The organism is Dielma fastidiosa (assembly GCF_000313565.1).
GTDB lineage: Bacteria > Bacillota_I > Bacilli_A > Erysipelotrichales > Erysipelotrichaceae > Dielma > Dielma fastidiosa.
The window spans coordinates 1-26,658 of the sequence record NZ_HE578928.1; the positions used below are offsets into that span (position 1 = coordinate 1).

Below are 26,658 nucleotides of genomic sequence, written 5' to 3' on the forward strand. Positions count from 1 at the left end.
CCGTCCCCCCATGTCAACATTATTTTTTACTTTTTTTAAAACTTTTTTGCTTATTATTCATGCCTTTTTCATGTGAATATTTAATCATAAAATTGTAAGCGGTTCATGTCCTGATTTCATCATCTTATGCTTAAATGCTCCTTTGATTTGCATGATCTGTGCCCTTTCAAGTATCGCTTACACAATCATTTGCTTGGCAAAAGCAACTGATAAGAAAAGGCAGTCCTCAATATTGAAGCACTGCCCTTAATTATTACATATCAGGATTCATAGTTGCCTGATTCAATTCATTATTGGTTAATTGCGCTAATGTCTTCACTTTCTCAAAATCCAAATTTGCGGCCTCACTAAACCTCATGCCGTATTCTTGATCCGCTAAGTAGCAATGTACCGCATGACGATACTTAATATTCTTAGTAACCGGTTCAATATTACGGGCCGTATTATCAAGCAGTATCCGGCGCTTTTCTTCACTCATTAACCGATATAATTAAAAAAGATGAAACAGCATGATTTCATCTTTTTAGTAATAGATACAATTGTAATGCAGCGGCAGATGCAGTTCCGTATAAATTCTTGGTGCTTCATAAACCAATTCAGAATCAACTAGGATTGCCGGCACATCAGCTTTAACTCCCTGACCATGCATATCATACCCATATATATGATAGATTGGTATCGCATCATACTGATAATCCTGATAAGCATAGGTTAATTCAACGGCTCTGATATCCATTGGCAAATTTAATTCAGGATCTATAACCTGAAGCTGCACAACAGCTTCATATGGATCAAGCAGCAAACCATTGCCGACATATTCACCATTCAGACAACTGATCGTAAAGCCTGTCAATCCTTTCTCATCAAATTCAACATCGATACGCTGGAAAGCCTGCGCAAGTAACTGATCAGTCATAGAAGACATTCTTTCATTATATATATAGCCATGATATACATTTTGAAGCTTGCCATCAACAAGCTGGGTTTTCGTATCAACCTGGATGATTTGTTTTTCAAAATTCACAAGAACGTTTAGATATTGATTATAGAAAAACTCAGCTGCCGCCTTGATCCCCTGCTCACTATACTCATACACAAAGCCTTCATCATAAGGTACATTTAATTCCACCGCAATGCTGCCGTTTTGTTTAATCAAAAGATTTCCCTCTTTGAAAACAGCCAGCAATTCACTTTGGGTACTCATTAATTCAGTTTCATGAGCAATTATAAAATCTTCAGCATGATAATCAAGCGGTTCATAATAGTCATAACTGATTATTTCCACATTTAAAGCGGCTGCCATTAAATCTGCTTTTATCCGCATCTGATCTTCATTCAGCGCAGTCTTATGATATACTGGCAAACTTGTCAGTGAATTGAAGTTATTAAGATTAAATTTGCTGTTTAAGGCTCTTTCAATATCAGCTTGACTCAGCAGGCGATCATCACTCATGCCAGGCTCATCATACAACGTGTACCCTGCAGAAAAATAACTGTATTCTAAATTATCTTCAACACCCGGAATCGGGTTTACCAATGCATTCTTAGGTGCTTCCACTTCTAATTTCCATTCCGGCTCAGCCGCAGTACAAGCACTAAGCAGAAATGCCAGCAATACTACACAAATTCCTCTCATAAGAACTCCTTCTTTAATCATTATCTTATATTTTACCACAGATTTAAGAAGTTGAAACGGAAAGTTAGCATCATCATTTCATGTGTCACTCTGATTCATGTTTCAGTTGTATATAGAAAGCCTAGATTACTGATATTGATAAAATATATAAGGATACATATGCGGATAACCAAATCCGACATTTTCAAAAATTTTCTCGCTATAAAAACAAAGATTCTTATTTTCATCAATATAATAGACTAAATCAGCCGCTGACAGATCCTCTGCATAACAGTTTTCCTGCTTATCATCGCAGACACCTAACCCTTTAGCTTGCAGCTGATCAAACAGGCTCGTCTCGATACTCTTTTCATCAAGCATATATAAATCCAGCACTTCTTGATCATCAAGCAGCTTACCGCTGTACAGATCAATATTAAAGGTATTGAACTTTTTTTCAATTTCCCCATTCTCTTTATAATATGCGGAAAGCACAATTACAGAAAGGAAATCGCTGTTTTCTCGATATAGTGAGCGCGACACAAATATTGCCGGTTCACGATCACCAGCAAGATCATTGAGTGTACTTAATTGAATTTCAATACTCAATTCCGCTTCCATCCTCTGGTTTAAGTCACTTATTTCCTGAGTATCTATATTAATATAAGGTATGTCCACAAACGCGCAACCATTTTGACATAATTGATTAAATGTTTCGTTTTCCAACTCTGTTCCGCACATTTCCGATTGTAACGTAGTATCGGTGAAGGCATACGGCCGGCTTTCATAAACCTTAGCGATTTTCTCAGCTGGTTCATTTTCCTTTAGCGTATCATTTTCCTTAATATCCGGTTTTGCTTCCTTAGGCTGACTCGAACAGCCAGCAAAAAGCAGCAGTGCCGATAAACATAATAATAATTTTTGCATATTTTCTCCCCCCTCTTACTTATGCTTAATTAGCTCGCACATTGCGTAATATTTTTGCACAACATAAGCAGCGGCACATGCGAAACCAAAGACTGCCATCTGAAAAATGACAAGATCTAAAATCGATGTCCATTGATTCAAAGCCATGCCAACCATCACACACAAAAGCAATTCTCCCAAAATAATTTTCATGTGTTTAACGATAAAGTCACGCCATGTTATCTGCTTCGTATACAGCTTCTTGCACCAGATAGATTCATATAACAGATAGGCAATGGAGAAGCCATTGATATAAACCTGAAGCTGGCTTATACCCGCCTGCGCCTTAGCAACAACGTCATAGCTTTGAGCAGTCATAAAATCATTGACCGCAGCACTCCTGAAGAATGTTAAAACAGCACCAATTAAAATGATTATAAAAACATCGGCTTCCTTTCTTATGATCGTTTTCATTCCCTATCTCCCCCTGCAATTCACTTACTTTATGATCCAGAAACAATCAGCGGTATTAACCAGTATTTCATCATCATTCACTTTGATAATCCTGCTTCTAGTTTCAGGTAATTCATCAAATTCTATCTTTGCGCTCATAAGCAGCCCATCATTGACAGCCAGCATTGCATATGAAGCAGGAGTGCTTTTCGTAACATCAGACTGATCTGAATGGGCAAGCATTTTACCCTCAGCCCATGAATCAACAGTATCATATCCATAAAAATAATCATCGTTTTTTACTTGTTTAAATTCACCGGTTTCGGTATCAAACAGCATATTATCAACTATTTTGATGCTTGTATCGATGGCATAAAGCGTATTTTCATCAACAAAACAGCTGAATTCCACTTCCTTATCACTTTGAAATTGTTTTAACTCAGACGTAGTATCGTCATAAATATAAATAGCCTGACGATCGTCAGAGTATATATATTTTTCAGATTTCTTGTTGTCATCCTCATAAGTAACCAGCTGCATATCCGGGGTCTGCTTGATGATTACCGCCAGCTTACTGCCATAGCTAAAGATTTTTTCATAAGCATTATATACGCCCATGAAATCCTCTGTATCCGCATTTTCAGAGATCAAATCTACTCTTTTATCGCCATCAAGCATAACGAAACGGGCATTATATGCACTATCATTTTCATAATCTTTCGTATAATCCTCAGTAGCATAGAATACTTTCTCACCTGCTTTAATCAGCTGCGGAGAATGCATCTTTGCATTATATGAAATATAATCAGTCGTCAAGCCATGATCAATTTCACGGCTGCCTTCTTCTGTTTCCATCATAACAGTGAAACGATTGTAATTATCAATTTCCGAAACTGGCTCAATTTTACTGTAAATAAGCGCATCCTCTGTATAAACAAATGAATTGATAACATAATTTCCTTCCAATTGCTTTAATACTTCAACTGTATGATCAGTCAAATCATATCTGCATAAGAAATTAACAACATTCTCATTGTCTAAATGAACAGCACTGTAATACAATTCATTATTTTCAACATACTGTGCCATCAAATAATCATGCTCGCCCATATTCAGTATTTCAGTATCCAACAGTTTTTTGGCTGTATACACAGGCAGTTCAGTTTTAACTGATATCGGCTCTGCCTTAGCTGGCGGACTGTTTTCAAGCTTTTCTTTTGCACATGAGGTAAGCATTAGAAAACATAGGAAACATAATAACGATTTACCTATTTTCATCTTGATGCCCCCTTTCAATTTTATTAACCTTGATATCTTTTTAAATTTATACCGAGCAGCGTTATTCCCATGTTTGTCATTTCAATGCAAATAAACAACGCGATACTATTTCCAGTCTGAATAAATTGAAACTGATAAATAAGGAAAGCAGTAACAATCAGCATAACCACGGCTATTAAACTGATAATATATATCACAGCTTTGGGCAGCAGCAAACTCATTTCACTATATTTCTTCATCGGTTTAAACATAACCAGATAGAAGATACAGCAAAGCACATATATTATAATGATTGAATATCTGGAGATAAGTTTCCTATATTCAGGAAATAACGAGCTTAAAGCACTAAATTCCATGTCAAAAACTGGATAGCCATAGATACCCAATTGACCTAAAACTATATTTATTAAAGTAAGAACACCAAAAAGTATAAACGCATCATTCAATGCACCGACTAGTTTTATTTTCATGATTCTCCTCTTTAAAAATGAGTCTGATCAGACTTCTATTTTGACTTTTTTCTCAAAAATCGAATGATTTCATAAGCTGCTCTAAGCGCAACTACGCAGATAAGTAATAGTATTAATTCTCCCGTGCCAATACGTCCGTTAAACATAATTATTCCTCCCTTTGAGTTAGTACCCACATTTCTTTAGATAATTTTATTATACAGTAATAAAGTAAAATATTCTACTAAAAGGGCTGTACGAATGTATTACAGGTCTGTGGAGGAATTATCTCCTATATAAACCCTGTAAGACTAATTTTTAACTTTAATCCCATGTTATTCCTATTCACAAATATAGAGCTTCTGATCTTTAATTAACAAGATTACATCTGCCAGATCTTCCACATCATCAATATGATGACTAGTAAATATTAAAATTTTATTTGGCTGTCTGATGAATTTATTTAATATATCCTTAACAACTTTTACCGAATTTTCATCTAATGCATTAAATGGCTCATCCAAAATAAGGATATCCGGATTTTCCATTAAAGCCTGCGCAAGTCTAAGTTTCTGCTTCATGCCTAAAGAATAGGTTTTATATTTCTTATTCAAAGCTTGATCAATCCCAAGCTGTCGGCATAAATTATGTATATCTTCATCGGTACATATATTCTTTATTTCGGCCAATGCTTTTAAATTTTCATAACCTGTCATTGTTTTGACAAATTCAGGAGCATTGATCGATACACCCGCATTGGGTATAAAATCATATTTTACCCCCAGCTTTTCACCATTAATATGCACAGTCCCCTGATCAGGTAAACTAAACCCGCAGATTATCTTCAACAGCACACTTTTACCACAGCCATTGATACCGGTTATCGCATAACTGGTGTTTTCCTTGAAGTCAAAATTGATATTGTCAAATATGAGATTATCCTTATACTTCTTTTCAATATTACGAAGATTAATCATTTTGTTCACCTCTGAATTTTAATGTAATGATGCTGCTTATCACCAAAACAACGATTAAGATACCAATTTGAATACCGTTTCCAATCATCGACTGTGGAAAATGTATGATTAAATTAAAATCACCCATACACTCAATCAGCGCAATCGTTGATAGACCTATTAACAAATAATAAGAAATAAAATTAACTTTACATTTATATTGTATGATGACGATCAATTCCACAAACACCAATAAGAAATATACGAGACGGACTACGATCAGCAGCAGCATGACAGCATCACTAGCTGAAGGAAAGCTGCCAATAAAACACCAAGTCCAAAATAAGATGCTGACACATAAATCAATGGCAATTTGAATGCTGCTTCTTATTATTGATTTTTGTATATGAAGCATAAAGCTTTTCATTGATCCATAACGAATCATATGAAGCGATCCCAGCTCATTAAATACTAAGCTGAATTGTTCTAGGAACAAAATCACTGAAAGAATAATTACCAACAACAAACATGCGATCAAAACAACATTGATTGTACTGTAATGATACTCCTGCAACACCTTGGGAAAGAGGAAGAATAGTTTTAAGCTGTCCACATAAGGAAGATTTTTAAACTGCATACCAATATAACCAAAGGAAATCGCGGGCAGCATGAATAATAATAGATATTTTTTCCACATATCAATCGCCCATTTCCTTGAATCTAAGGGAAGAACACCAATAAACCAATAAATATACTAAAATAAGCACCGATGTCATTTGGAAGTCATTAAGTTCTCTCATATATAAGGGATAAGCCATAAAAAGATACGGCCGTAAAGTATCTGAATACATAGCAAACAACATTTGAAGAATGAATAGAATAATCAGCGTTATTTCATAAACCGTTCGCTTACCGATATAGGTGCTGTAAATATAGAAACAATTAAACAAAACAAACAACATACCACACCACCATAAATAATACAGCAGCAAATCAAAGTCTAATTTTACTGACAAGATTTCATGTAAGAAGTACATTGTAATAAACAAATATGCTAAGTAAATCACCGTCAGACCCAATTGTTCAATAAATCGTTTTTTGAAGTACTGCGTGAAATTTTTATATCTCACAATCTCTGTTTTATTAAATTCATATGTAGAAAACAATAAGGCAAAATAGAATGGCTGTATCACAAAATTCATCCACAAAGTCAGAAATAAATTCTCTGTATAATACAATGAATAGTAATAACAAAGGGCAAAATTTAAAACTAATGAGCCGCCTATAATCAGGCCCCATTTTGTGAGTGGAATCCTAAGTAAGACTTTTTTCTTTCCCATAACACAGTCTCGCTAGTATTAATATCATTGAAATAATAAATGGTATGATTAAAGCCAGAGGAAGCATTAACGTATTCAAATCATTAAATGATGACGCCGCCATAATAAAGCTTGGTGCAAAGTAATACCTTAAATCATAATCAGGCAGCAGCATCATAAGAGCGCTAAAACCTAAATAATAAAGTGTTGGTATAAAAATCACCATGAATTTTTTATTGGTCCATAATGAAATTCCTAAACTGAACAGTCCATATACAAAAGGTACTAGTATATATTTAGGTATACCTTCCATAAAATAAAACAAATACCGATGGTCTCGATACAGCCCATTCCCCAAAATATCTCTAAACATTTCTCGATAACCATTAACCTCAACGTTGAGTTCACTTGAAATTCTAAAAAACACAACACCCACAACGTAATAAATCATATACCCTGCAAAACAAGTAGCTGCCGCAATTAAAGCATATTTAAGTATAGTTTTAATATAGAATTTAAAAGATGATTTATATCTTATAGCAAGTTGATCGAAAAAGCCGCGTTTCTCATCTATAAAACGTAATACCGGAAGTGATGAGAAAATCGGTAATAAGAACTGCATCGGCAATGCTCCCCAAATCATCATATAATCATAGTTAAACTCAGAATTCATGTATTCCCATTTATCCGGCCATCCTTCAGTAGGAACAAAGAAAAATAAATTTTGGAAGTATCCGAATGTAGTGCCGTAGTAAAGAAACATTACCAAAAACATACTGACGGCAGTTATAACTGTAATTTTATTAAAAGCTCTTTTCTTAGTCAATAACTTCATTTTCAATCCCCCTTTTTTATTTCATAATAAAATTAATTACATATCAGCCTCATGATTTGCTTAGATAATAGTATGAATGAACACATTTATGTTTTGTTACGTCACAACTAGCTGTTTTGAAGTAAATTTACTTTCATTTTAAGATATTTTATAGCGCTGATTTCATCATTGTTACGATCTAATAAATCTAAAACAATATCAATATAAAAAATACAACGTTCATATTGATCTGAATCATATAATTGATCTACCACTTTCATCGCCAAATTTAAACAAGCTTTAGTAGGCTTTCCCTCACCAATTTTCAAAAGCATAACAAACAATCTAAAATAAATACCATATTTACTATTTTCTTTTAATTGTTGATTTTGATTTATTATTTCTTGAGCCGAATTATAATTATTAAGCTTAAGATTACACCATATGCCATATAAGACAGCAAGAGGATGTTTAGGCTCCTTCATTTTTGCTTCATCTAAATATTCTAAAGCTTCTTTATATCTTTTCGCAAGCATCATTGTCCAGCACATATTCCGATAATCCATAGCTATAATATCATTACCAAAGCCTAATTGTTCGCTGCCGCACAAACTTTTTTTAAACATTTCGATTGCTTCATCATATTGTCTAGTAGCTTTCAAAACTAATGCAAACTCAGAAAGGCAAAAACTAGCCCTTCGATAAGATGCATGCTTCGAAAAAAGAACATTCGCTTTTTCCAAGCTTGCCGCTGACTGTAATAGTTTTCTAACACTTGTATAAGAACTAGTTAAATGATAGTAAATCATGGCAATTATTTTTTCATCTGATGTCAAATTCAAAGCCTTTTCCTGCCAAACTATTGCCTTTTTATATTCTTTTTTTATTCTAAATTTCAAACCGATATAGTCATAAAGCATAGCATTACATTCAGAATCATTTTTAAAATATTCCAATAGACATTCTTCTAGTTTTTCGGCATTATCTAAATCGTTATTTATAATTTTTAATATATACTCCATTAATAAAATCTTAGCATTATTAAAGTCTAATTCAGAACCTATGACACCATTGACCTGCTTATATTTACTAATTTTTAACTCAAAGTAATCAAGATTTTGAGTATGGTAAAATAAAGAATCAGAAAAATCAGCAAATAATTCATTTATTTCCTCAAATACTTTTCCTAAATCATTAAAATTGATATTTAATGATTTTTCTATAATATTTACTGCATTTTCAGTTGGTATTTCTTCACCGCGCTCATACTTACCCAAACGCATATAACTGATACCAGTCATTTTTGATAAATCCCTTAGAGTTAAGTGATTGAACTTACGTATTAAACGTATTTCTTTTCCAATATTCTCTTTCCTCATTTACTTTAACAATGATAACTAACATATAATAATTTATACTCTGTAATACTTGCAGATGTAGTTCTCCCCAATCTCATACTGAATTACCAGTTTATCTATCTTAACCATACATCTGCAAAACAGAATATAAATTATTATATACCACTGTTATCCTCCCTCTTTGTTTGATATTATAACGATTATCAGAACATATGTCTACAATTCTGTTACGTCACAAAAGCTTATTTTATAAGAATAGTATGAATTAATTGTATCAATTAAATGTCCGTATTGTATAAAGTAATCCTATTATTAAATCTATAATAGCTTTCAGGTAATTGATCAATAATCTGAAAAGTTTCAACAAAAACAGCTTATGAAAGCCACTCACATGTTTGCTATCATAAGCTGTAATTTATCTAAAATATCCTTAATCTAACTATGGCAGCATTCTTCCGATAGCTTTAGTATAAATGTGATACCAATCTTCTCGGCTTAATTCGATTGAACAGCCAGCTGCCATTTCTTTAAGGTGCCTTGTTTTAGTTGTGCCAAATATGGGCTGCATATTGGCCGGATGACGTAAGATCCAAGCAATTACGATTGCTGATTTGCTGACGTTGAATTGATCAGCATATTCCTGAAGGCAATCATTAAATGCGGCATAATTAGGGTTATCCAAGAATGTTCCTTCTGCCCAAGATGCCTGCATGATCGACCATGCCTGAATCGTAATATCTTCCATCCGGCAATACTCAAGGATACTGCCATCATGATCAAGAGACTGCTCCTCTCTCATGTTCGCAAATATACCGTTGGTAACCATTCCACAATGAATAGGACTGAATTGCAGCTGATTAAATATCAGTTTTTGATCTAAATGCTTCTGCAGCATCTGAATCTGCATACTATTCATATTAGAAACACCAAAGTATTTTACTTTACCACTTTGCTGAAGCTCGTTGAAAGCCTCTGCCACTTCATCAAATTCCATCAAAGTATCAGGACGATGCAGCAGCAGCACATCCAGATATCCGCATTGCAATCTTTCAATGCTTTGATTTACTGAATAAATAATATGTTCCTTACTGAAATCATAATAACCAACTTTACCTTTACGAATCGCGCATTTACTTTGAATAATCATTTTTTCTCTGTATTCTGGGTGCAGCTTTAATACTTCACCAAACAGCGCTTCAGACTTGCCGCCGCCGTAAATATCTGCATGATCAAAGAAATTTATGCCTTCTTCTAATGCACATTGTATTAATTCATCAAGTTCACTCACACTCATTTCAGAGATACGCATACATCCGAAAACTAGTTGTGATACTTCTAAATCATTATTAAGTTTTAAATATTTCATAAGTTATTTACCTCGCTGAATTTATTGTATCACGAATTAATTGAGAAAGATGATTTATTACTTAACAATGATCAAAACATTTTGTTATTTCCTTAATCAATCATTTCAGACATAACTTCCTGTCTAAGCTGTGCATATTTCTCATTTAGCTTATCACCAATTCCCAGTTCTTCATCTTGTGAGTATATATCTATGTGATATTTGCAATTGTACTTTGTATGTGCTAATGTATCTTTGTTTATTTTGAACCCTCCTTTTGTTTTCCTTGTTCGGTCAGCAAACCTTTACAAGTATATCATTAGGAGGTCTTTTTTGTTCCTCCTCCCCTTGCTGAAGCTCTTTGGTACTACCGGCTAAGCCAGTAGTTTTCTATGATAGAAAAAAGGCCATCCATACTTCATGGACGACCTATTCCGAACCTTAAACTTATTCGAGGTGCAACACCCTCATAGTAACTTAAAACTTTTTTCATCGCACCCTGTTCAATTTTGAGTTCCCTTATTGTTAAATACATTTTAAGGTAATTCTACCTCACTTTGTAATCATGCATCTACTATTTCATAACATCACACTATTGGAGATATTTTTACAATATATTTTAAACTTCAAATTTATATGACTCAACTAACGCTAATACTTATACTCAGTACTTTTATAGAAATTATTTCCATTATCGGTACTGCTCAATATTTCAATTAAACGATTATTTTCATCATATACATATTGTAGCCTAATTAATTCTGACCCGTCACTCTTAAAAGTTATTTGTGTATTTAGGAGTTCATCTTTGTATGTTGAAATAATATTACTATCCACTATACCATTTAGATATGAAGTTTCTTGAATACATTTTTCGGAACTATCATACTCATAAGTTGTTTTATAATTATCAACCATAACTGTGACTAATTTACCAGTTTTGTCAAAAGTATAAAGTGAAACTATAGGTTCTTCACCAATCACTTCATAAGCACTTCTCACGACATTTCCATTGTCATCATATTCATGAGTACGTGTTTCAATTAATTCATTGTCTAGATTATAGGTATCTATCCTAGTCAATTGTTTCATATCATCGTATGTGTAATTACTATACCCAGTTGACCTTATCGACTTCACAACAACATCATCCTCATAGACATATGTTATTTCATCATTTTCACTTGTTTTCTTTATCAGTTGATTATTGTTGTTATACTCGAATTTATCTATAGAAATTATTTTTCCATCGTTACTATATTGGACTTCCTCAATTGGGTTTAGCGATAATTCATTACTAACAACATCATTGCTACTATTAGTATTGGAGCATCCAACACACATACTCAACAATACAACCAAAATACTTTTATCGATTTTCTTCAATAGTATCATCTCCTAATTTACAATTTTAAACAGTTACAGTTTGCATTGTGTAACTATACCCACCACCTATAGGACAATCAAAGTAAGGTTGTAAAAATTTATAAGAAATTTTTACCGTAACGCTATCCTTGTTTAATACATAAGTTACATCTGTTATCTCTAAATCCCATTCAGCAGTTAAAGAATCAATGGTTACATCTAAGCTTGCATCAGTTACAGTGTAACTTGATCCGTTATGAGTAATATCATAAGAGCCTTTAACTCTAAAAGTTACACTACCATTGCATCCAGCCTTTTGCAGATTATATTTAAATGTTTTGTTGACGTTAACTGTATTAACAGTAGCATATGGAATAATTTCATCATCAGATGCTTTAATCTCTACTGAATTAACTGCAAAAATAGAAAAGAATAGAGAAAATACTGTGAATAATGATAATAAGATTTTTTTCATTTTCATGTTAACCTCCTAATTTGCTTTATAAGTTAAAAATTTAAAATAATCAACAAAACAACTCTTGCAAGATTTGTTACCTAGATTAAATCACACAATTAAAATTTATTCAAATATCTTGTATCGATACAAATTAGAAATTTCTAGTTAAATTTACCTTCATTTCAAGATATTTTATTTTTTCTAGCTCATTCCCACTTCTATTTAATAAATCTAAAGCGATGTCAATATAAAAATTAACTCGTTCATATTCCTCGCCTTGCTTAAAATTTTCGATAATTTTAGTTACTAAATTTACTGATTTTGCAGAAGGCACTCCCTCTCTGCACTTCACTAACAGATCAAACAATTCATAAAAACTACCATATTCTACATTATTATGCAAATCAATATTAGCCTCAATCCATCGTTCTGCTTCTTGATAGTTCTGCAATTTATAGTTACACCAGATTGCATAAAGAACTGTAAAACCATGCTTCGGCTCAATCTCTATTGCTTCTTCAAGATATTCCAGTCCTCTTTTATAATCCCCCGCTAAAATCATTGTCCAACACATGTTACGATAAACCTTCGCATAGAGTGATTCTGAACAGTCAATCATTTCTAAGGCTTTTATTGCAATGTTAAAATAAGAAATCGATTCTTTATATTGAAAATTAGATTTTAGTAAAAGAGCCTGTTCTATAAAACAATATGCTACCCTTTTTAGAGAACCATACTCAGAAAAAATTCTGTGCGCTTCTTCAATACAAAACATCGCTTTTGCTATATTTCCAATATCTTTATAGGCAATACTTGAATGCAAACATAACATTGCTTTATTTTTTCTATTTATTGTCATTGACATAGCTTTTTCAAAATAGTATATCGCTTTATCATAATGCTTTTCTATTCTATGAGATAGCCCTATATATTGATAAATAATGGCTTTACATTCAAAATCACTGTTAAAATATTCTAAAAGACTAGATTCCATCAATCTAGCTTTTTCAAAATTCTCATCTAAAACTAATATTATATATTCAATTAATTGAGCTTTTCCAAATGAAAAATTTATAATTGAATTTATTTTACCATTTGTTATCCTTGTCTTAAATAAATCATTACTATCATCATGATAGAATAAAGAATCTAAAAATTCATTAAACATAATATCTATTTTTTTTGCCATTTCAAAATATTCATGAAAGTTCATATTCAAAACTTTCTCTATTTTTGAAATAGCTTCATCAGTTGGCATTTCTTTCCCACCTTCGAATTTTCCTAGGCGACTATATGGTATTCCCGTTTTTTGTCCTAATTCTCTAAGTGTGAAACCACGATATTTTCTAATTAATCTTAATACCTTCCCAATATTTTGATCCATATATTCTTTAAACAATGAAGTAGCCAATAAAACTATTGGCTAGTTAGGTGCATGTTCATCATTCAATAATGTTACATGATAACACTCATGTTTACAATTGATGCCATTCTCTCCACATTCTTCAGTATGCACATGAGTGCAGCTAAAGGTGCATAGACCAAACATCAATAGTGCAGACATTGCCATTGATATTATTTTTTTCATTGCTTTTCCTCCCCTCTATTCGCATTATAACTGATATTAAAAAATACGTCTACTACTGTTGTTTCGATACATATAAGTCAAAATATGCAATATTATCCCGAAACGTGAAAAAGAGCAGATTTCTCCACTCTTTTCATTATACCGTTAATTGTTTTTATTCCTCAGCATCAACGACGCTCAAGCTTTCATCAGCAAGCATTTCCTGAATGACATCTTCATTCACTTTTTCTGCTGCTGAGAAGTTCATAACTTCGCTTTCATCTTCGTTGCTGCTTCTTGAAATACGTTCAGCTCTTAATTCTGCCGCTAATTCTTCAATCTGGCGTGATGTTTCACGATCAGCGTTGCAGCCTGTTCCGGCAGGAATCAGCTTACCGATAATTACGTTTTCTTTCAGACCCATCAAGTAGTCTTTCTTACCCTTGATTGCAGCTTCCGTCAGAACCTTTGTAGTTTCCTGGAATGATGCTGCTGACAAGAATGAGTCAGTTTCTACTGATGCTTTTGAAATACCCAGCAATACTGGTGAGAATACTGCCGGCTGTTTGCCAGACAATAATGCGTTGCGGTTGATCTTTGTCATTTCCGGTAATGAGATTTGAACACCTGGGTTCAGGTTTGTACCATTGCCTTCTACAACAACAACTTTTCTCAGCATCTGACGAATCATAACCTCGATATGCTTATCAGAAATATCAATACCCTGACTTGCGTATACCTTTTTAACTTCCTTCAGGATGTATTTTTCTACTTCCTGAACACCGGCAATACGCAGCAGTTCTTTAGGATCAATTGGGCCTTCAGTGATCTTATCACCGGCTTCAATCATACTGCCCTCTTTCAGCCAAGAACGAATTGCCTGAGTTGGAGCCAGTTTGTGTTCCTTACTTTCCTTATCATTGGTAATAATTACTTCAACGCCATTGCTGTTTTCCAACTGATGGATTGATGTAATTTCACCGCTGATCTGAGCTAATACGGCTGCACCCTTTGGACAACGTGCTTCGAATAATTCCTCTACACGCGGCAAACCTTGAGTGATATCACCGCCGCCGGCAGATGCTACACCACCGGTATGGAAGGTTCTCATTGTCAGCTGTGTACCTGGTTCACCAATTGACTGCGCTGCCATGATACCGATTGACTCACCAACTTCAACAACCTTACCAGTTGCCATGTTGCGTCCATAGCACTTCTTGCAGACACCGTAAATTGATTTACATGTAAATGCGGAACGAATATACATACCTTCAACACCCGCATCAACGATACGCTGTGCAATAATTTCATCCATGTATTCATCAGAATCAATAATTACTTCGTTAGTTTTAGGATCGACAACCTGCTGTTTTGAATAACGGCCGATCAAACGATCACGCAGATCCAGAACCACAGTTCCTGTCTTACGGTCAATAATAGTTTCTACCCAGAATCCCTTATCCGTACCACAGTCTTCCTGTTTAACGACAACATCCTGAGCAACATCAACCAGACGACGGGTCAGATAACCAGATTCAGCTGTCTTCAAGGCTGTATCGGTAAGACCTTTACGCACACCGTGGGTTGAAATAAAGAATTCAGATACATTCAGACCTTCACGGAAGCAGCTATAAATAGGAACCTCGATGATTGAAGGCTGATAGCCTTTTGCTGATTTAGACTGAGAAGGTTTACTCATCAATCCACGCATACCGGCCAGCTGTGTAAAGTTTGATTTATTACCACGGGCACCAGAAGTCGCCATCATGTTGATTGTATTCTTACGATCCAGGTTATCCATCAGCTCATCACCGATTTGATTTTTAATGCTGTCCCACAATTTATTTAAGTGAGCTTCCCATTCCTGCATCGTCAGCTTACCTTTACGGCGCAGACGCATTAATTCTTCCGCTTTCTGCTTACCGTATTCAATCTTATCATCCTTGTTTTCTACAACCTGAATGTCAGATAAGGCTACGGTAATACCGGCAACGGTTGAATATTTGAATCCCATGTTCTTGATTTCATCAAGAATTTCAGAAGTTTTCTCAGTGCTGTAACGAGCAAATACCTGAGCGATAACTAATCCTAACTGTTTCTTCTTTACTTCCGGAATAATTGGCTGTGAAGCGATAATCGCTTTAATATCTGAACCTGGTTCGATAAAGAAACGATCTGGTGTAGCGATGAAGTTTTCATCTGATACTTCATTCAGATATGGGAAGTCAGCTGGGAACATGTTATTGAAAATAACTTTACCCACGGTTGTCATCAGATATTTTTTATTCTGTGCTTCTGTAAATGAAGATTTCTTTAGTGATTTAGCAGCAATCGCAATACGTGTATGCAGATGCACGATTTTGTTGTCATAAGCCATTAAGACTTCATTAACATCTTTAAATACATGTCCTTCATTTTCCGCATAACGATCCCACAGTTCAGCTTCCTTCGGGCAGCCGACGCTTCTGTAACGTTCAGCTTCCTGACGGAATTCCTCAGCAGTTTCTTCCATTGTTAAGTAGAAGTTACCGAGAACCATGTCCTGTGACGGCGTAACGATTGGCTTACCATCTTTAGGACCCAGGATATTGTTTGAACCCAGCATTAAGACTAATGCTTCAGCTCTTGCTTCTTCACTCAAAGGTACATGGACAGCCATTTGGTCACCGTCAAAGTCGGCGTTGAATGCTGTTGTAACCAATGGATGCAGACGGATTGCGCGTCCTTCAACAAGTTTTGGTTTAAATGATTGGATACCCAAACGGTGCAGTGTAGGCGCACGGTTTAATAATACCGGATAGCCGTCGATAACATCTTCTACGATATCCCAAACACGCGGATCAAGACGATCGATCAGCTTTTCAGCGGTCTTTGGATTGCTTGCGATTTCACGGTTTACGATTTCGTTGATTACGAATGGTTTAAATAATTGAATTGCCATTTCACGTGGAATACCGCACTGATACATTTTCAGATCCGGTCCTACCGCGATAACTGAACGGCCTGAGAAGTCAACACGTTTACCTAACAGGTTCTGACGGAAACGGCCTTGTTTACCTTTCAGCGAGTGGCTCAGTGATTTCAGCGCACGGCCGCCGGCACCGCTGATTGGCTTAGAACGGCGTCCATTATCGATCAGCGCGTCGACAGCTTCCTGAAGCATACGCTTTTCGTTTTGTACGATGATTGCCGGTGTGCCAAGTTCAAGCAGTTTCTTTAAACGATTATTTCTTGTGATAACACGGCGATATAAATCGTTCAAGTCGCTGGTTGCGAAACGGCCGCCATCCAATTGCAGCATTGGACGCAGATCAGGCGGAATAACTGGCAGCATTGTCAGTACCATCCACTCCGGCTTATTGTCTGAATTACGGAATGCTTCAATAGTATCCAAGCGCTTGATCAGTTTCTTACGTTTTTCACCTTGCGCATTCTTTAATTCAGCTTCTACATTATTGAATTCTTTTTCAAGATCAACTTCTTTTAATAATGTCTCAACAGCTTCAGCACCAGTCTGAGCAGTAAATGAACCTGGGCCGTAAATTGCCACATTTTCACGATATTCCTTCTCAGAAAGCACTTGCTTATACATCAGCTTTGTATCCTTAGGGTCAGTAACGATCCAAGATACGAAATAAACTACTTCTTCCAATTGCTTTGGCGTCACATCAAGTAATAAAGCCATACGAGATGGAATACCGCGCAAGTACCAGATATGAGCAACCGGCGCCGCCAGTTCAATGTGTCCCATACGTTCACGGCGTACTGATGATTTAGTGATTTCAACACCGCATCGATCGCAGACAACACCCTTATATCTTACCTTCTTGTACTTTCCGCAATAACATTCCCAGTCCTTGCTCGGACCGAAAATACGTTCGCAGAATAAGCCATCTCTTTCCGGTTTTTGTGAACGATAGTTAATCGTTTCCGGTTTCTTTACTTCACCATGAGACCATTCCAAAATTCGCTGCGGCGAGGCAAGCTGAATCTGGATTGAGGCAAAATTGTTTACACTCATCGTTTACGCCTCCTTCTTATTCCATGTCACTGTCGTCATCCAACAGTGCATCCACTTCATCTTCAATTTCTTCATCAGATTCTAATTCTTCATCTAACTCATCATCAACGATTTCATCAACAAGTTCTTCTTCCGGTTTAACTTCCTCAAACGGTGTAATCGGCGGAATTACCGCTGTTGCTTCCTCACCGTCAGTCTTAGAAATATCAACCTCATTGCCGAACTCATCAAGCATCTTCACATCAAGCGCTAATGCCTGCAGCTCATGTTTCAATACACGGAAGGATTCAGGAATACCCGGTTCAGGAATATCCTTGCCCTTAATGATTGCTTCATAAGTCTTTGTACGGCCGACGATATCATCAGATTTAACCGTTAAGATTTCTTGTAATGTGTGAGCGGCACCATAAGCTTCCAGTGCCCAAACTTCCATCTCACCAAAACGCTGACCACCATTTTGAGCTTTACCTCCCAATGGCTGCTGAGTAACTAAACTATATGGACCAGTAGCACGCGCATGCAGCTTATCGTCAACCATGTGCGCCAGCTTGATCATGTACATTACACCCACTGAGATACGTTCATCGAAGGCATCACCGGTACGTCCATCATAAAGTACCTGCTTACCATCCTTTGTCATTTCAGCCTCAGCCATGATGGAAGCTAATTCATCGTTATTGATACCATCGAATACCGGTGTCGCAAACTTAACGCCCAGCTTCTTAGCAGCGTAACCCAAGTGAATCTCCAATACTTGTCCGATGTTCATACGAGATGGTACACCGAATGGATTCAACATGATATCAACTGGTGTTCCATCAGGCATATACGGCATATCCTCCACTGGCAGGATCTTAGAAATAACACCCTTGTTACCGTGACGGCCAGCCATCTTATCACCTTCAGAAATCTTACGTTTCTGAACGATGTAAACTTTAATTGTTTCATTTACGCCAGGCGGCAGTTCATGACCTTCACTGCGCTTGAATACACGCACTGAATGAACGATACCGGCACCGCCATGCGGAACCTTTAATGAATTATCACGAACTTCACGTGATTTTTCACCGAAGATCGCCAGCAGCAGTTTTTCTTCAGGAGAGATTTCACTCTGTCCTTTAGGTGTAACCTTACCAACTAAGATATCGCCTTCCATAACTTCAGCACCGACCATGATGATACCTCTTGAGTCCAAGTTACGGCATGCGTTTTCGCTGACGTTTGGAATATCACGGGTAATTTCTTCAGGTCCCAGCTTTGTTTCACGGCAGTCAATATCATATTCCTCGATATGAATTGAAGTATAGACATCATCACGAACAAGACGTTCTGACATGATGATGGCATCCTCATAGTTATAACCATTCCATGACATGTAGGCAATTGTTACGTTTTGACCTAATGCCAATTCACCTTTTTCCATCGAAGGACCGTCAACAAGGATATCACCCTTTTCAACGCGTTCTCCCTTCTTCACGATAGGAATTTGGTTGATACTTGTTCCGGCATTGGAACGAGCAAATTTACGCAGCTTATATTCGCGGCGGTCACCATTGTCCTGAGCAACCACAACACGGGTAGAATCTACATATTCAACGATACCGTCACCTTTGCAGACAACGCCGCTGCCTGAATCCTTGGCTACACGGTATTCAATACCAGTACCAACAAATGGCGCGTGCGGAGAAATCAAAGGTACAGCCTGACGCTGCATGTTGGCACCCATCAGGGCACGGGAAGCATCGTCGTTTTCTAAGAATGGGATACAAGCGGTAGCTACTGAAATAATCTGTTTCGGAGAAACGTCGGCAAGCTCAACGCGTTCACGTTTAGCCAGAATTGTTTCACCGCGGTAACGGGCTACGACCTGTTCATTAATTAAGTGACCGCCGACAACCTCATTGGCCTGAGCGATAACATAATCGGCTTCTTCATCCGCTGATAAATAAACCGCATCCTCAAGAACTGAACCATCCGGCATAACTCTGCGGTATGGTGTCTGGATGAAGCCATATTCATTAATACGAGCATAAGAAGTTAAGTTCGTAATCAAACCGATGTTTGGTCCTTCTGGTGTCTCGATTGGACAGATACGGCCATAGTGTGAGGAGTGAACGTCACGAACCTCAAAGCCGGCACGGTCTCTTGTCAAACCGCCAGGACCTAACGCAGAAATACGGCGTTTATTGGTCAATTCAGCAAGCGGATTCTGCTGATCCATGAATTGTGACAGCTGAGAAGAAGAGAAGAACTCTTTAATAGCTGCCGTCAATGGACGGATATTAGTTAATTTTTTCGGTGTTAAGGTTTCAATTTCCGCAATAGACATACGTTCCTTAACCACTCTTTCCATACGGCTTAAACCAATACGGAACTGATTTTGAATCAATTCACCGACAGAACGGATACGGCGGTTACCCAGCATATCGATATCATCAGTTTCACCGACACCTTCCATAACATTCAACATATAGTCATAGAAAGCATACATATCGGAAATAGTAATTGTGTGTTTATTGGCAAATGGGTCATTACCGATGATCTTAATCACTGCATCATCTTCATCACGCACTAAGATTTCCTGTACGGCAGCACCAACCAGCCATACTGCAACCTGTTCGCCATTTCTTACACGGCCTTTTAATTCATCATTCTTATCGGCTGACATTGTCGTTGATTCCATGCGCGGCAGATAACCGTCAGCAAAGCTCAGACCATCTTCAGCAAATAATTCATTGCCGTTTTCATCAGTAACTCTTGCAAGCACATATAAACGCTGGCCATAGTTCAATACAGCATTCATATTTTCCTGTGTCAGCATTACTTTCTTCGCAATGACACCGCCCTGAATATTTACTTTTTCACAGCTTGCCATTAAGTCCTTTAATACGCATTCAGTAATGACATCACCTGTGTAATATGTAACATCATCAAGTTCAACATCCTTCGCAAGCACACGGCCTAACAAGCCTGTACCAACAGATGTCTCAATCGCAACCACATCATCATGAGAGAATAATGGGTTGAATGGGAAGGCGTTAACATAATAACCCTTTTTCAATTCAGCCTTTAATGCTTCACGCTCATCACGGTTAATCATCGTACCGCTTGGCATAAATACTGTACCGTCAGCACCAACGATATCCTGAGCCAGACGGTGATGCTCAATGCGGTTGATCGCATTCAGCTTTTTACCTAATTTATAACGGCCGGCTTTCGTTAAGTCATAACGGCGGCGGTCAAAGAATTTCGCATTCATTAAAGTGATTGATCCATCTAATGTAGGAATTTCGTCTGAACGCTGGTTTTCATAGATTGAAAGCAATGCTTCCTGAGTAGTTTTAACCTTATCAGCCAGCAATGTATTTTCAATATCTTCATATTTACCGAAGAATGCAGAATATAACGTTAAGTATAAATTCATGAATTCACGGTTTTCAGTATCCTGCGGAAGATCATCGACCAAAGTTCTGCCGATAGCTTTCAGGAAAGTTTCCATCTGTTTTGTATCATAAGGATCATCACTGCGGTCCATATCCAAAGCCATACCAATCGCTTTAAACAGAATCGTAGAAGTCATCTTACGCTTACGGTCAATACTAACCGTTAATGAACGGCCATTCACCGGTTTCTTCATTTCAGTGAAGAACTCCAGCCAAGTACCGCGGCTTGGAATTAATTCACTGCTGAATGTTTCCTTACCTGTCTTATCTTCAAATCCACTGGCAAAATACGCTCCAGGAGAACGCACAATTTGCGAAACGATAACACGTTCCGCGCCATTAATAATAAATGTTCCTGTTTCTGTCATTAATGGGAAATCACCAAGGAACACATCCTCCCATTTATTCAAGACTTCACCTGTTGAGTTATCAGTAATTTCCAGTTCCATCTTCGCCTTTAAAGGCGCGGCAAAATTGCATTCGCGGAACTGTGATTCCTCTGCGTTGTATTTCGGCGTTCCGAATTCGTAATCAATGAAGTTAAGCTTTATGTTTCCTCCATAGTTGGTTATCGGGTAAATCTCATTAAATACTTCAGCAATGCCCTCTTTTATAAACCAATTAAAAGAGTCAGTCTGGATTTCTACCAGATTTGGTAGTTCAAGATTTCCGCTAACCTTAGAATAGTTTCTGCGTTCAGCTTTTTTCCCTGAAGGTACGATTCGATAAGTCTTCTGTTCTTCCATGTACGCCATCCTTTCTCCGAGCAAAGTGTCAAAACAGGGCACTTTGACCCATTTTAAATTTTTAGTATTATGCAATTTAGTATAATATCAAATTATTGTCAAATTGTCAATCTATTTCGTTGATTTGAGGACAAAATATCCTCGTTCCTTATGAATGATGTCACAGTTACCAAATACGGATGCGATCTCTTTCTGAGCGCTTAAGGCGCCATGCTGCTTGCGGATCACCACATACAGATGCCCGCCGGCTGCCAGATGTTCGTATGCTTCATCAAATATTTTATAAATTACTGCCTTACCGGCACGTATCGGCGGATTTGTGATAATATCCGTAAAATTATCTTCCGATACTTTCTCATAGATATCACTCTGACGGATATCCACCTCGGTTTCATTCTTCTCGGCATTGATGGCAGCTAATTCAAGGGCCCGGGGATTAACATCAATCATCGTCACCTTTGATGCCGGATTCATTTTCTTCAGCACAACTCCCAAAGTCCCATAGCCGCAGCCAACGTCAAGCAGATTATTCCCTAATTTTTCCTTTTCAAGCGCTTCTAAGAAAATCATTGAGCCATAATCGACATATTCCTTAGAAAACACACCATTATCAGTTATAAATGAAAACTTAAAGCACGAAAACCGGAAAGTTATTTCCTTCCGGTTTTGAGCTAATTGACGATTATCTGTAAAATAATGATTCATAGTATCGCCGTCCTTTTTAGGTGACAAAAAGCCTTTACGGCTTTTTGTATTAAAAATTCTGAATGAAGACTACTATTTAATTTCTACAGTTGCGCCAGCTTCTACTAATTTAGCCTTGATAGCTTCAGCTTCTTCTGGTTTGATGTTTTCTTTGATTGCAGATGGAGTCTTATCAACTAAGCCCTTAGCTTCTACTAAGCCTAAGCCAGTGATTTCACGTACTGCTTTGATAACAGCAACTTTAGTAGCACCAACATCAGTTAATGTAACAGTAACTTCAGTAGGTCCTGTAGGAGCAGCAGTGTCAGCAGCAGCAGCAACAGCAACTGGAGCAGCAGCAGTAACACCGAATTCTTCTTCGATTGCTTTGATTAAGTCGTTTAATTCAAGAATTGTCATCTCTTTAAGAGAAGCAATAACATCTTCTGTATTTAATTTTGCCATGATTTATTTCCTCCTGTAATTTGAATTTATTCAGCTGATTCAGCTGTTTCACCTTTTTGATCTGCAACTGCTTTAACAGCGCATGCGAAGCTGCGTACTGGAGACTGTAAGCATCCAAGTAACATAGAGATCATACCTTCGCGGTTTGGCAGTTTTGATAATGCAGTGATCGTTTCCTGATCAACCACTTTACCTTCAACAGCACCAGCTTTAATCACTAACTTGTCGTGTTTTTTAGCAAATTTTGCAAGTACACGTGCCGGAGCAACAGCATCTTTACCAAATGCAATTGCGTTAGGTCCGGTCAGGGTTTCAGTTAATTCTGCATAACCAACTTCTTCAGCGGCGCGCTGTGCAAGTGAATTCTTGTAAACTTTGAATTCTACTTCTTCTGCACGCAGTTCGCGGCGAAGTTCAGTAACTTCTTTAACTGTCAACCCACGATATTCGACAACGACTGCAGATTGCGATTCGCGCATTTTCTCGGCGATCTCAGCAACGACTGCCTTCTTGCCATCGATAATCGTTTGGTTCATAGTTTTGCACCTCCTAATTTATCTATCACAATATATCCGCATAATAAAATGCTCACACCGAAAGACAGCATGAGCATGAAAGAGTAATGTTTCTTTCTACCTCGGCAACGTGATTAAGCCATAGGCCGTTGCTGTCTGTGGTATATATTGATAACAGTCTTATTCTAATCTATAACTTTTTGTTTGTCAACAAAAACTAGGCAACTTTGATGCCAGGACCCATTGTTGATGAAAGTGTAGCGCCTTTTAAGTAGATGCCTTTAACAGCAGCAGGACGGGCACGCATGATTACATCATTGATAGCCTGGAAGTTTTCAGCAAGCTTAGCTTCATCAAATGAAACTTTACCGATCAGAACATTGATATTTCCTTCTTTGTCTACACGGTATTCAATCTTACCTTTTTTAACATCTTCAACTGCTTTCGCAATATCCATTGTTACAGTGCCAGTTTTAGGATTTGGCATTAAGCCCTTAGGACCTAACACACGGCCTAATTTACCTAATTCACCCATCATTGCAGGGATAGCGATTAATACGTCAAATTCGAACCAGCCTTTGCCGATCTTTTCGATCAGTTCTTTGCCGCCTACAAAATCTGCGCCAGCATCGATAGCTTCCTGTTCCTTAGGTCCGTTAGCGATAACACAAACTTTTTGTGTACGGCCTGTACCATGAGGAAGTACCATTGCGCCACGAATCTGCTGATCAGCATGACGAGGGTCTACATTCAATCTGAATGATGCCTCTACTGATGCATCGAATTTTTCATAGCTAGTTTTCTTAACTAAAGCTACGGCTTCTTCGATTGTGTATACTTTGCTGCGGTCAACTAATTTAGCAGCTTCTGAATATTTCTTTCCTACTTTTGCCATTTTATGTTACCTCAGCCTTTCTATTCCATACCTTCAACTTTAATACCCATGTTACGAGCTGTACCAGCGATGATTTTCATAGCTGATTCTACGTCATTGGCATTAAGGTCTGGCATTTTGTATTCTGCGATTTCACGAACCTGATCAGCAGTAATCGTACCAACGATTTGTTTCTGATTAGTTCCGGCTTTTTTAACGCCAGCAGCTTTTTTGATCATGATAGCAGCTGGTGTAGTCTTTAATACGAAGTCAAAGCTCTTATCTTCGTATGCAGTGATTACGACTGGTACTAAGTCACCAGCACGTTCTCTTGTAGCATCATTGAATGCTGAACAGAACTGCGGCATGTTGATACCTGCTGATGCAAGCGCCGGTCCTGGTTTAGCTCCCCCTGCAGGGAATTGTAATTTGCAGATTTTTGCAACTTTCTTACTCACAAGACACACCTCCTATATTTTGTTTGTCTTATGCTGTGGTTTTATGAACGGTTGCTCGCTCTCCCACGCATGAATAAAAACGCACATTGCGTGCATTTAATAGTTTATCGTATAAAGCCGATAAAATCAATACTTTTTTGAAACTTTTAGGAATTCATTTCCTTTAAACGGTCAGTGCATGCCTTCATACCTGCCAAAACCGCATCCCGGAAGCCTTTTTCTTCTAATTTAGCAACCGCTTCAATCGTTGTGCCGCCTGGTGAGCAGACCATGTCTTTTAACTGTTCCGGATGAATGCCGCTTTCAAGCACCATCTTTGCCGAGCCTAAGACTGCCTGAGCAGCAAAGGTTAAGGCCATGGATCTTGACATACCGTCACGCACCGCGCCATCGCACAATGCGTTAATCAGCATAAAAATATAAGCCGGTGATGATCCGCTGACCGCCGGTACTGCATCCATTAGATGTTCAGGGATTATTTCCGCTTTGCCAAAGCTTGTGAAGATTGCCATCGTTTCTTCAATATCCTTTTGGGTACAGTTCTTATTCGGGGTAACCGCGCTCATTCCCTCGCCTACTGAAGCCGGGGTATTAGGCATCGTGCGGATGATCTTTGTTTCCGCGCTGCTCAGCTTCTCCATATTCGCCAGACTCTGACCGGCAGCCACAGAGATCAATACCTTATCCTCGCTAAGCACCTCCTTGATCTGCGCAAACACTTCATCAAACAGATAAGGCTTAACCGCCAAGATGATTAAATCTGCGTTTTCAACAACCTCGCGATTGCTGTTTACCGCGCAGACATGAAGCTTTGCCGCCAGTTCCTCCCGCTTAGCTGGGGTAGCCGTATGGATAAAAATGTGCTCTGGGGCCAGCAAGCCAGCCTTTAATATACCATTTAAAATAGCGCCGCCCATATTTCCGCAGCCAATAAAACCAATATTTCTCATATGTTCATCTCCTGATTTCTGCTTCCATCATATCACACCCAAAGAAAAAAGAGGACTAAGTCCTCTTAAAATTCGATTTTTTCAAGATCGCCGTAACTGATTTCCGTTGGTGTTTCACGGCCAAACAGAATAGTCAGCACAGTAGCTACCTGAGTTTCATCATTTAATGATTCAACACTACCCTCAACGCCCTGGAAAGCTCCTGTTAAGATCTTCACACGGTCGCCGACAGCAAAATCGATCTGTACTTTTGTCTCACGAATTCCTAAACGACGGAGAATAGACTCCATTTCATCCTCAGCAACCGGGAAAGGCTTCGCACCACCCCCAGATGATCCGATAAATCCAGTTACACCTGGTGTATTACGCACAACATACCAAGCTTCATCTGTCATTTCCATTTCAACGAATAAGTAACCAGGGAATAGATTATAAGTCTTTTCTACCTTTTTACCATTCTTGAATTCAATTTCTTTTTCTTCAGCTACAATGATCTGAAACAGATAATCCTGCAGATTCATTGTATCAATACGTCTTTGAAGATTTTCTTTTACTTTATTTTCATGTCCGGCATATGTATTAACTACATACCATTCGCGCTTAATATCTTCCATGATACA

Annotated in this window: 24 protein-coding genes and 1 other annotated feature; all 24 genes read right to left on the minus strand. The window is 37.5% G+C overall.

Annotation, left to right across the window (positions count from 1 at the left end):
- Positions 1–253: 253 nt before the first annotated feature.
- Positions 254–478, minus strand: coding sequence for a catalase-related domain-containing protein (locus DAHG_RS11895; protein WP_022938581.1), 225 nt, complete (start codon positions 476–478; stop codon positions 254–256).
- Between the two features lie 45 nt (positions 479–523).
- Positions 524–1,636, minus strand: coding sequence for a hypothetical protein (locus DAHG_RS11900; RefSeq protein WP_022938582.1), 1,113 nt, complete (start codon positions 1,634–1,636; stop codon positions 524–526).
- A gap of 126 nt (positions 1,637–1,762) precedes the next feature.
- Positions 1,763–2,542 carry a hypothetical protein gene (locus DAHG_RS11905; RefSeq protein ID WP_022938583.1) on the minus strand — a complete coding sequence of 260 codons (780 nt, stop codon included), beginning with the start codon at positions 2,540–2,542 and terminating at the stop codon, positions 1,763–1,765.
- Between the two features lie 15 nt (positions 2,543–2,557).
- Positions 2,558–2,995, minus strand: coding sequence for a hypothetical protein (locus DAHG_RS11910; protein WP_022938584.1), 438 nt, complete (start codon positions 2,993–2,995; stop codon positions 2,558–2,560).
- A gap of 24 nt (positions 2,996–3,019) precedes the next feature.
- Positions 3,020–4,252, minus strand: a complete 1,233-nt coding sequence (locus tag DAHG_RS11915; RefSeq protein ID WP_022938585.1) for a hypothetical protein — start codon at positions 4,250–4,252, stop codon at positions 3,020–3,022.
- Between the two features lie 23 nt (positions 4,253–4,275).
- Positions 4,276–4,722 carry a hypothetical protein gene (locus DAHG_RS11920; RefSeq protein WP_022938586.1) on the minus strand — a complete coding sequence of 149 codons (447 nt, stop codon included), beginning with the start codon at positions 4,720–4,722 and terminating at the stop codon, positions 4,276–4,278.
- Between the two features lie 320 nt (positions 4,723–5,042).
- Positions 5,043–5,678, minus strand: a complete 636-nt coding sequence (locus tag DAHG_RS11930; protein ID WP_022938588.1) for an ABC transporter ATP-binding protein — start codon at positions 5,676–5,678, stop codon at positions 5,043–5,045.
- On the minus strand, positions 5,671–6,354 hold the full coding sequence (locus DAHG_RS11935) for a hypothetical protein (RefSeq protein WP_022938589.1): 684 nt from the start codon (positions 6,352–6,354) through the stop codon (positions 5,671–5,673). Before DAHG_RS11935 ends, DAHG_RS11930 begins: the two co-directional genes overlap by 8 nt.
- 617 nt (positions 6,355–6,971) lie before the next feature.
- Positions 6,972–7,811 (minus strand): hypothetical protein, encoded by an 840-nt coding sequence (locus DAHG_RS11945; RefSeq protein ID WP_022938591.1) that lies wholly within the window; start codon positions 7,809–7,811, stop codon positions 6,972–6,974.
- A 107-nt stretch (positions 7,812–7,918) separates the two neighbouring features.
- The gene (locus tag DAHG_RS11950) at positions 7,919–9,169 is read right to left on the minus strand and encodes a helix-turn-helix domain-containing protein (RefSeq protein ID WP_084744554.1); all 1,251 of its coding nucleotides are present in this window, start codon (positions 9,167–9,169) and stop codon (positions 7,919–7,921) included.
- Between the two features lie 418 nt (positions 9,170–9,587).
- Positions 9,588–10,514: an aldo/keto reductase gene (locus DAHG_RS11955; RefSeq protein WP_022938593.1), complete on the minus strand. Its 927-nt coding sequence runs from the start codon at positions 10,512–10,514 to the stop codon at positions 9,588–9,590.
- A 630-nt stretch (positions 10,515–11,144) separates the two neighbouring features.
- Positions 11,145–11,879, minus strand: a complete 735-nt coding sequence (locus DAHG_RS11960) for a hypothetical protein (RefSeq protein ID WP_022938594.1) — start codon at positions 11,877–11,879, stop codon at positions 11,145–11,147.
- 25 nt (positions 11,880–11,904) lie between these two features.
- A complete protein-coding gene (locus tag DAHG_RS11965) occupies positions 11,905–12,339 on the minus strand; it encodes a hypothetical protein (protein ID WP_022938595.1) in 435 nt (144 codons plus the stop codon).
- A gap of 127 nt (positions 12,340–12,466) precedes the next feature.
- Positions 12,467–13,699: a helix-turn-helix domain-containing protein gene (locus tag DAHG_RS11970; RefSeq protein WP_084744555.1), complete on the minus strand. Its 1,233-nt coding sequence runs from the start codon at positions 13,697–13,699 to the stop codon at positions 12,467–12,469.
- A gap of 39 nt (positions 13,700–13,738) precedes the next feature.
- Entirely contained in the window at positions 13,739–13,903 is a 165-nt protein-coding gene (locus DAHG_RS21155) for a hypothetical protein (RefSeq protein ID WP_022938597.1), read from the minus strand.
- Between the two features lie 154 nt (positions 13,904–14,057).
- The gene (rpoC, locus tag DAHG_RS11980; RefSeq protein ID WP_022938598.1) at positions 14,058–17,903 is read right to left on the minus strand and encodes a DNA-directed RNA polymerase subunit beta'; all 3,846 of its coding nucleotides are present in this window, start codon (positions 17,901–17,903) and stop codon (positions 14,058–14,060) included.
- 16 nt (positions 17,904–17,919) lie between these two features.
- Entirely contained in the window at positions 17,920–22,092 is a 4,173-nt protein-coding gene (rpoB, locus tag DAHG_RS11985; RefSeq protein ID WP_022938599.1) for a DNA-directed RNA polymerase subunit beta, read from the minus strand.
- A 111-nt stretch (positions 22,093–22,203) separates the two neighbouring features.
- Positions 22,204–22,797, minus strand: a complete 594-nt coding sequence (locus DAHG_RS11990) for a class I SAM-dependent methyltransferase (protein ID WP_022938600.1) — start codon at positions 22,795–22,797, stop codon at positions 22,204–22,206.
- A 72-nt stretch (positions 22,798–22,869) separates the two neighbouring features.
- Positions 22,870–23,241, minus strand: coding sequence for a 50S ribosomal protein L7/L12 (gene rplL / locus DAHG_RS11995; RefSeq protein ID WP_022938601.1), 372 nt, complete (start codon positions 23,239–23,241; stop codon positions 22,870–22,872).
- 26 nt (positions 23,242–23,267) lie between these two features.
- Positions 23,268–23,777 carry a 50S ribosomal protein L10 gene (gene rplJ / locus DAHG_RS12000; RefSeq protein ID WP_022938602.1) on the minus strand — a complete coding sequence of 170 codons (510 nt, stop codon included), beginning with the start codon at positions 23,775–23,777 and terminating at the stop codon, positions 23,268–23,270.
- Between the two features lie 35 nt (positions 23,778–23,812).
- Positions 23,813–23,936 (minus strand) — a sequence feature (ribosomal protein L10 leader region).
- 37 nt (positions 23,937–23,973) lie between these two features.
- Positions 23,974–24,651: a 50S ribosomal protein L1 gene (gene rplA / locus DAHG_RS12005; protein ID WP_022938603.1), complete on the minus strand. Its 678-nt coding sequence runs from the start codon at positions 24,649–24,651 to the stop codon at positions 23,974–23,976.
- 20 nt (positions 24,652–24,671) lie between these two features.
- The gene (gene rplK / locus DAHG_RS12010; protein WP_022938604.1) at positions 24,672–25,088 is read right to left on the minus strand and encodes a 50S ribosomal protein L11; all 417 of its coding nucleotides are present in this window, start codon (positions 25,086–25,088) and stop codon (positions 24,672–24,674) included.
- Positions 25,089–25,234: 146 nt separating this feature from the next.
- On the minus strand, positions 25,235–26,038 hold the full coding sequence (gene proC, locus DAHG_RS12015) for a pyrroline-5-carboxylate reductase (RefSeq protein WP_022938605.1): 804 nt from the start codon (positions 26,036–26,038) through the stop codon (positions 25,235–25,237).
- Positions 26,039–26,103: 65 nt separating this feature from the next.
- Positions 26,104–26,652 (minus strand): transcription termination/antitermination protein NusG, encoded by a 549-nt coding sequence (gene nusG, locus DAHG_RS12020; RefSeq protein ID WP_022938606.1) that lies wholly within the window; start codon positions 26,650–26,652, stop codon positions 26,104–26,106.
- Positions 26,653–26,658 lie beyond the last annotated feature (6 nt).

Coding starts and splice junctions, on each gene's coding strand:
- DAHG_RS11895 (WP_022938581.1), bottom strand. CDS start 478: ATGAGTGAAGAAAAGCGCCGGATACTGCTTGATAATACGGCCCGTAAT.
- DAHG_RS11900 (WP_022938582.1), bottom strand. CDS start 1,636: ATGAGAGGAATTTGTGTAGTATTGCTGGCATTTCTGCTTAGTGCTTGT.
- DAHG_RS11905 (WP_022938583.1), bottom strand. CDS start 2,542: ATGCAAAAATTATTATTATGTTTATCGGCACTGCTGCTTTTTGCTGGC.
- DAHG_RS11910 (WP_022938584.1), bottom strand. CDS start 2,995: ATGAAAACGATCATAAGAAAGGAAGCCGATGTTTTTATAATCATTTTA.
- DAHG_RS11915 (WP_022938585.1), bottom strand. CDS start 4,252: ATGAAAATAGGTAAATCGTTATTATGTTTCCTATGTTTTCTAATGCTT.
- DAHG_RS11920 (WP_022938586.1), bottom strand. CDS start 4,722: ATGAAAATAAAACTAGTCGGTGCATTGAATGATGCGTTTATACTTTTT.
- DAHG_RS11930 (WP_022938588.1), bottom strand. CDS start 5,678: ATGATTAATCTTCGTAATATTGAAAAGAAGTATAAGGATAATCTCATA.
- DAHG_RS11935 (WP_022938589.1), bottom strand. CDS start 6,354: ATGTGGAAAAAATATCTATTATTATTCATGCTGCCCGCGATTTCCTTT.
- DAHG_RS11945 (WP_022938591.1), bottom strand. CDS start 7,811: ATGAAGTTATTGACTAAGAAAAGAGCTTTTAATAAAATTACAGTTATA.
- DAHG_RS11950 (WP_084744554.1), bottom strand. CDS start 9,169: ATGAGGAAAGAGAATATTGGAAAAGAAATACGTTTAATACGTAAGTTC.
- DAHG_RS11955 (WP_022938593.1), bottom strand. CDS start 10,514: ATGAAATATTTAAAACTTAATAATGATTTAGAAGTATCACAACTAGTT.
- DAHG_RS11965 (WP_022938595.1), bottom strand. CDS start 12,339: ATGAAAATGAAAAAAATCTTATTATCATTATTCACAGTATTTTCTCTA.
- DAHG_RS11970 (WP_084744555.1), bottom strand. CDS start 13,699: ATGGATCAAAATATTGGGAAGGTATTAAGATTAATTAGAAAATATCGT.
- DAHG_RS21155 (WP_022938597.1), bottom strand. CDS start 13,903: ATGAAAAAAATAATATCAATGGCAATGTCTGCACTATTGATGTTTGGT.
- rpoC (WP_022938598.1), bottom strand. CDS start 17,903: ATGAGTGTAAACAATTTTGCCTCAATCCAGATTCAGCTTGCCTCGCCG.
- rpoB (WP_022938599.1), bottom strand. CDS start 22,092: ATGGAAGAACAGAAGACTTATCGAATCGTACCTTCAGGGAAAAAAGCT.
- DAHG_RS11990 (WP_022938600.1), bottom strand. CDS start 22,797: ATGAATCATTATTTTACAGATAATCGTCAATTAGCTCAAAACCGGAAG.
- rplL (WP_022938601.1), bottom strand. CDS start 23,241: ATGGCAAAATTAAATACAGAAGATGTTATTGCTTCTCTTAAAGAGATG.
- rplJ (WP_022938602.1), bottom strand. CDS start 23,777: ATGAACCAAACGATTATCGATGGCAAGAAGGCAGTCGTTGCTGAGATC.
- rplA (WP_022938603.1), bottom strand. CDS start 24,651: ATGGCAAAAGTAGGAAAGAAATATTCAGAAGCTGCTAAATTAGTTGAC.
- proC (WP_022938605.1), bottom strand. CDS start 26,038: ATGAGAAATATTGGTTTTATTGGCTGCGGAAATATGGGCGGCGCTATT.
- nusG (WP_022938606.1), bottom strand. CDS start 26,652: ATGGAAGATATTAAGCGCGAATGGTATGTAGTTAATACATATGCCGGA.